Genomic DNA, 5833 nt, shown 5'->3' on the forward strand with positions numbered 1-5833 from the left:
GGCGCAGCCGAAGAAACCGGCCTGGCATGAGAACCCGACCCGATCCAACGACCCCGTGCGCCCGAAGGCCTGGGCGCGTCCGCAGGACGAGGTGGCCGCGGTCGCCGCCGCGCTGGACTCCATGGCCTCGTCGCTGCAGGGCAAGCTGCTCGCCGAGCAGCGGTTCACGGCGGACGTCGCGCACGAGCTGCGCACCCCGCTGACCGGCCTGCACGCGGCGGCCGAGCTGCTGCCCCCGGGCCGGCCGACGGAGCTGGTGCGCGACCGGGTGGCGGCGCTGCGCACCCTGACGGAGGACCTGCTGGAGATCTCGCGGCTGGACACCGGGCGGGAGCGGCTGGAGCTGGACACCGAGCGGCTGGGGCCGCTGGCCGAGCGGGTGGTGCGCGCGGCGGGGAGCGGCACGGAGGTCGTCGTCGTACGGGACGCGGCGGTGGAGACGGACCGGCGGCGGCTGGAGCGGGTGCTGGGGAACCTGGTGGCGAACGCGCACAAGCACGGGCGGGGGCCGGTGGTGCTGACCGTGGACGGGCCGGTGGTCACGGTCCGGGACCACGGGGACGGTTTCCCGGAGTATCTGGTGGCGCACGGGCCGCAGCGGTTCCGTACGGAGGGGGGCGCCCGGGGGCACGGGCTGGGGCTGACCATCGCGCTGGGGCAGGCGGAGGTGCTGGGGGCGCGGCTGGAGTTCGCGAACGCGCCCGACGGCGGGGCGGTGGCGACGCTGGAACTGCCGGTGGACTGAGCGCCCGGGCAGGTCCTCCTCTGCGTCCTCCTATGGCCCACTGTGAGGGGCGCCCCGGCGAGGCCGCTCCTAATGTGGCGATTAGTCAGCTTCGGCACCTTCGCCCCCACATGGAGGTAACCCCATGCCCCTGCGCTCCCGCCTCTGCATAGTCGGCGCCGCCGCCTTCCTCGCCGCCGCGGCCGCCGTCACGCCCGCCGCCGCCGCGCACGACGACTGGGACCCGTCCGGTGCCACCGGCGGCAACGGCGGCAACCACCACCACGACCCGTCCGGCGGCAACAGCGGCCACCACGGCCACCACGGCAAGCACCTCTACAAGGGCGTCGTCACGGCGGACACACTGGCGCTGCGCAGCGCCCCGAACCGGGGTTCGCAGTTCATCCGGTACGCCCACAAGGGCGAGGTCGTCTCGATCTTCTGCAAGACCGGCGGCGAGAAGGTGAAGGGCAACCCGCTCTGGTACCTCCTCACCGACGGCACCTGGGCCTGGGGCGCGGCCCGCTACATCGACAACATCGGTCCCGCGCCACGCTGGTGCTGACACTCCGTCACCCAAAGGCGCACAAGACCCACTGTTTGGGTAGGTTCCGGACATGAGCAAGGCCGGAATCACCGTGGCGACGGCGGACCCACCCGCGCCCGCCGTCCGCCGCCTCCCCCGGCGCCGGGGCGTCGAACTCGCCCTCATCGTCCTGGCCGTACTGCTGTCCGTGTACGGCTACTGCGCGGTGGGCCTCGCCCGGCACGGGGCGCTTCCGCCCGGTGCCGCCGGCTACGGCGCCGGGCTCGGCGTGCTCGCGCTGCTGGCCCACCTGGCGGTGCGCCTGCGGGCCCCGTACGCCGATCCCCTCCTGCTGCCCATCGGCGTGCTGCTCAACGGTCTCGGCCTGGTGCTCATCTACCGGCTCGACCTGGAGACCCCCGGCGACCGGGCGGCACCGGCGCAGCTGGTGTGGTCGACGCTGGGGGTGACCCTGTTCATCCTGGTCGTCCTGCTGCTGCGCGACCACCGGATCCTCCAGCGCTACACCTACGTCTGTGTCGTCGCCGCGCTGGTGCTGCTCACCCTGCCGATCCTGTTCCCGGCGGTGAACGGGGCCCGCATCTGGATCAGGGTCGCCGGGTTCTCCATCCAGCCGGGCGAGTTCGCGAAGGTGCTGCTGGCGGTGTTCTTCGCCGCGTACCTGGCCGCGAACCGCAACGCGCTGGCCTACACCGGCCGCCGCGTCTGGAGGCTGCAGCTGCCCACCGGCCGGGTCCTCGGCCCGATCGTCGCCGTCTGGCTGGTGAGCGTGGGCGTGCTCGTCCTGGAACGGGACCTCGGCACCTCGCTGCTCTTCTTCGGCCTGTTCGTGGTCCTGCTCTACGTGGCCACCGGGCGCACCGGCTGGATCGCCGTGGGGCTGCTGCTGGCGGCGCTGGGCGCGGTCGCGGTCGGACGGCTGGAGCCGCACGTGCACGGCAGGATCGAGACCTGGCTGCACCCGTTCGCGTCGATCGAGGCGGGCGAGGGCGCGAACCAGCTCGCGCAGTCGCTGTTCGCCTTCGCGGAGGGCGGCCTGCTCGGCACGGGACTCGGCCTCGGCCACTCCGTCCTCATCGGCTTCGCGGTGAAGTCCGACTTCATCCTGGCCACGGCGGGCGAGGAACTGGGCCTGGCCGGCCTGTCCGCCGTCATCCTGCTCTACGGCCTGCTGGTGGAGCGCGGCTTCCGGGCGGGTCTCGCCCTGCGCGAGCCGTTCGGCCGGCTGCTCGCCGTCGGACTCGCCTCGCTCGTGGCGCTCCAGGTCTTCGTGATCGCGGGCGGGGTGACCGGGCTGATCCCGCTGACCGGCATGGCGATGCCGTTCCTGGCCCAGGGCGGCTCGTCGGTGGTCACCAACTGGGCGATCGTGGCGCTGCTGCTGCGGGTGAGCGACTCGGCCCGGCGCGGTGACGACGGGCAGGCCCCCCGGTGACCCGGCACATCCGGCACGCCGGCTGCTTCTGCGCCCTGCTGCTGGTGGCCCTGCTGGTGAACGCCGCCCGCGTCCAGGTCGTCCAGGCCCCGGAGTACGACCGCAACCCGGCCAACCGGCGTCCGGACATCGCCCGTTACGAGCGGCCGCGCGGTGACATCCTGGTCGGCGGCCGGCCCGTCACCGGCTCGAAGGACACCCGCGAGCACCTGCGCTACGAACGCACCTACGCCGACGGCCCGTTGTACGCCCCGGTCACCGGCTTCGCCTCCCAGCTGTACGGCACGACGCTGCTGGAGGACGCCGAGGACGGGGTGCTGTCCGGCTCGGACCCGATGCTCGCGCCGTTCCCGCTGTGGAACGACTTCACCCGGGCGCGCAGCTCCGGCGGCCACGTCGTGACGACCCTCGATCCGGCCGCGCAACGGGCGGCGTTCAAGGGGCTCGCGGGCCTCAAGGGCGCGGTCGCGGCCGTGGAACCGGCGACCGGCCGGATCCTGGCCCTGGTCTCCGCCCCCTCCTACGACCCCCAGCCGCTGTCCGGGAACGGGACGGCGGCGGCCCGGGCGTGGGCGCGGCTCACCGCGGACGAGGACCGGCCGATGCTCAACCGGGCGGTGCGGCAGACGTATCCGCCGGGTTCCACCTTCAAGGTCGTCACCGCGGCCGCCGCTCTGGACGCCGGGGTCGTCACGGACCTCGACGCGCCGACCGACTCCCCCGACCCGTACACCCTGCCCGGGACAAGGACCCGGCTGAAGAACGCGTCCCGGGGCTGCGCGGACGCCTCCGTGCGCGAGGCGTTCACCCTCTCCTGCAACACGGTGTTCGCCAAGCTCGGCGTGGAGGTGGGCGTACGGGACATGACGGCGACGGCGCGCGCCTTCGGCTTCGGCAACGGCGAGCTGGCGATCCCCTTCCCGGTGGCCCGCTCCACCTTCGACACCACACTCGACCGGGCGCAGCTGGCCCTGTCGTCGATCGGGCAGTACAACACCCGCGCCACACCCCTGCAGATGGCGATGGTCGCGGCGGCCGTGGCCAACGGCGGGCAGGTGCGCGAGCCCTACCTGGTGGAGCGCACGACCCGGCCGGGCGGGAGCGTCCTGGCGACCGCCGGCTCGCGCGGGGTGCGGCAGGCGATGTACCCCTCGACCGCGGTGCGGCTGCGCGCCCTGATGCGCGAGGTCGTGGAGGAGGGCACCGGCCGCCGGGCCGCGATCCGCGGGGCGAAGGTCGGCGGCAAGACCGGCACCGCCCAGCACGGCCTCGGCAACTCGGGGATGCCGTACGCCTGGTTCATCTCCTGGGCGCAGGGGCCCCGGGACCTGATGCCGAGCGTGGCGGTCGCGGTCGTCGTGGAGGACGCGGAGGAGGAGCGCCGGGACATCAGCGGCGGCGGCGACGCGGCGCCGATCGCGCGGGCGGTGATGGAGGCGGTGCTGAAGTCACGCGACCGTGCGCCCGGTTCCTGATCCGCCCGCTGCTCAGCCGTCGGTACCCCGCCCGGCTTCGATGGCGTCCCTCACCTCCCCCACCCGCTCCCGCTCCCGCTCCTGCGCCGCGAACCGCTCGGCGTCCAGTTTCCCGGCGATCTCCTCGTCCTGGGAGATGAGCAGGTCCAGGTCGGAGTCGCCCAGCTCCGGTAAGTCCCGCAAGGTGTCGCCCAACAGCGACTGGAGGCTGTCGTCGATCGGGTACAGCATCCCGATCTTCTCGTGCAGGAAACGGCCGTAGATGTCGGCGTGCCGGGCCTCGTCCATCGTCCGGGCCGCCGAGTAGAGCTTCGCGTCCAGGGCGGGGGCGGACTCCACGATGCGGGCGGCGCAGACCATCGCGCCCTGCCGTACGGATCGGCCTTTCCAGGGCGTACTGGTCGAAGCTCGACATGTTCGGCAGGCTCACACGAAGTAGACGCCGGGTCAACACGTCACGCGCAAGGGATTGACGAGCTTACTGACAGGCAGTCTCATAAGTGGGGACGGTGACGTGTGCACAACGAGGTGGCAGCGATGACGACCCTGACGGAAGCCGACGCGCTCGACGGCCTGCGCGACGCCCTGGGCCTGCTCAAGGACCGGGAGCAGGTGGCCCAGCGGCTGCTCGACTCCTCCGCCAAGCACTCCTTCGACCCGGACAAGGAACTGGACTGGGACGCGCCCTTCGAGGAGGGCAAGTGGTTCTGGCCCCCGGAGCTCGTGTCGCTCTACGACACCCCGCTCTGGAAGCGGATGAGCGAGGAGCAGCGCATCCTCCTGTCCCAGCACGAGGCGGCCGCCCTCGCCTCCCTCGGCATCTGGTTCGAGATCATCCTGATGCAGCTCCTGGTCCGCCACATCTACGACAAGGCCGCGACCAGCGCGCACGTCCGCTACGCCCTCACCGAGATCGAGGACGAGTGCCGCCACTCCAAGATGTTCGCCCGGCTGATCACCCACGGCGGCACGCCCTGGTACCCGGTCGGCCGCGTCCACCAGCAACTGGGCCGCCTGTTCAAGACCATCTCCACCACCCCGGGTTCCTTCACGGCGACCCTGCTGGGTGAGGAGGTCCTCGACTGGATGCAGCGCCTCACGTTCCCCGACGAGCGGGTGCAGTCCCTGATCCGCGGCGTCACCCGCATCCACGTGGTGGAGGAGGCCCGCCATGTCCGCTACGCCCGCGAGGAACTCCGCCGCCAGATGGTGACGGCCCCCAAGTGGTCACAGGAGTTCACCCGCATCACCTCGGGCGAGTTCGCCCGGGTCTTCTCGGTGGCGTTCGTGAACCCGGAGGTCTACACGAACGTGGGCCTCGACAAGCGCGAGGCCCTCGCCCAGGTCAAGGCCAGCGGCCATCGCCGCGAGGTCATGCAGACCGGCTCCAAGCGGCTCACGGACTTCCTCGACGACATCGGGGTCCTGCGCGGCGTGGGCCGCCGCCTGTGGAAGTCGTCGGGCCTGCTGGCCTGACCGACCGCGGGTCCGGCTGCTGAGCGGGGACGGGCGGCAGCCGGGACGCACCCGCACCCGCGGGACGGCGCAAGGGGCCGTACCACGGGGTGTCCGCCCGCAGCGGCTGGCGCGTCAACGGACGGTCAGTCGGCACGCAACACCATCACGCCGTTCCGAGGACGGACCCCCCCACC

General features: G+C 72.6%; 5 protein-coding genes and 1 pseudogene. 5 read left to right on the top strand and 1 reads right to left on the bottom strand.

The genetic code is table 11. The features are described 5' to 3' along the window. The 4 genes from RIN80_RS23540 to RIN80_RS23555 form a co-directional block, all read left to right on the top strand. Nucleotides 1–745 (top strand): HAMP domain-containing sensor histidine kinase (locus RIN80_RS23540; RefSeq protein WP_309097637.1); only part of this gene is annotated, 745 nt, incomplete at its 5' end. Nucleotides 746–869: 124 nt separating this feature from the next. Further along, nucleotides 870–1289, top strand: a complete 420-nt coding sequence (locus RIN80_RS23545; protein WP_309097638.1) for an SH3 domain-containing protein — start codon at nucleotides 870–872, stop codon at nucleotides 1287–1289. A gap of 52 nt (nucleotides 1290–1341) precedes the next feature. Further along, entirely contained in the window at nucleotides 1342–2706 is a 1365-nt protein-coding gene (locus RIN80_RS23550; RefSeq protein WP_309097639.1) for an FtsW/RodA/SpoVE family cell cycle protein, read from the top strand. Further along, nucleotides 2703–4181 (top strand): penicillin-binding transpeptidase domain-containing protein, encoded by a 1479-nt coding sequence (locus RIN80_RS23555; RefSeq protein WP_309097640.1) that lies wholly within the window; start codon nucleotides 2703–2705, stop codon nucleotides 4179–4181. Before RIN80_RS23550 ends, RIN80_RS23555 begins: the two co-directional genes overlap by 4 nt. A 159-nt stretch (nucleotides 4182–4340) precedes the next feature. On the opposite strand, the pseudogene RIN80_RS26615 reads toward RIN80_RS23555, so the two are convergent. Beyond that, nucleotides 4341–4550: pseudogene (locus tag RIN80_RS26615) on the bottom strand (aminobenzoate oxygenase); the annotation flags it as partial. A 168-nt stretch (nucleotides 4551–4718) separates the two neighbouring features. Here RIN80_RS26615 and RIN80_RS23565 point away from each other — a divergent pair. Continuing rightward, nucleotides 4719–5657 (top strand): diiron oxygenase, encoded by a 939-nt coding sequence (locus RIN80_RS23565; protein WP_309097641.1) that lies wholly within the window; start codon nucleotides 4719–4721, stop codon nucleotides 5655–5657. The last annotated feature ends 176 nt before the right edge of the window (nucleotides 5658–5833 follow it).

Origin of the sequence: Streptomyces sp., from assembly GCF_031181705.1 — a bacterium.
In the GTDB taxonomy this organism is placed as follows: Bacteria; Actinomycetota; Actinomycetes; order Streptomycetales; family Streptomycetaceae; genus Streptomyces.

Coding starts and splice junctions, on each gene's coding strand:
- RIN80_RS23550 (WP_309097639.1), top strand. CDS start 1,342: ATGAGCAAGGCCGGAATCACCGTGGCGACGGCGGACCCACCCGCGCCC.
- RIN80_RS23545 (WP_309097638.1), top strand. CDS start 870: ATGCCCCTGCGCTCCCGCCTCTGCATAGTCGGCGCCGCCGCCTTCCTC.
- RIN80_RS23565 (WP_309097641.1), top strand. CDS start 4,719: ATGACGACCCTGACGGAAGCCGACGCGCTCGACGGCCTGCGCGACGCC.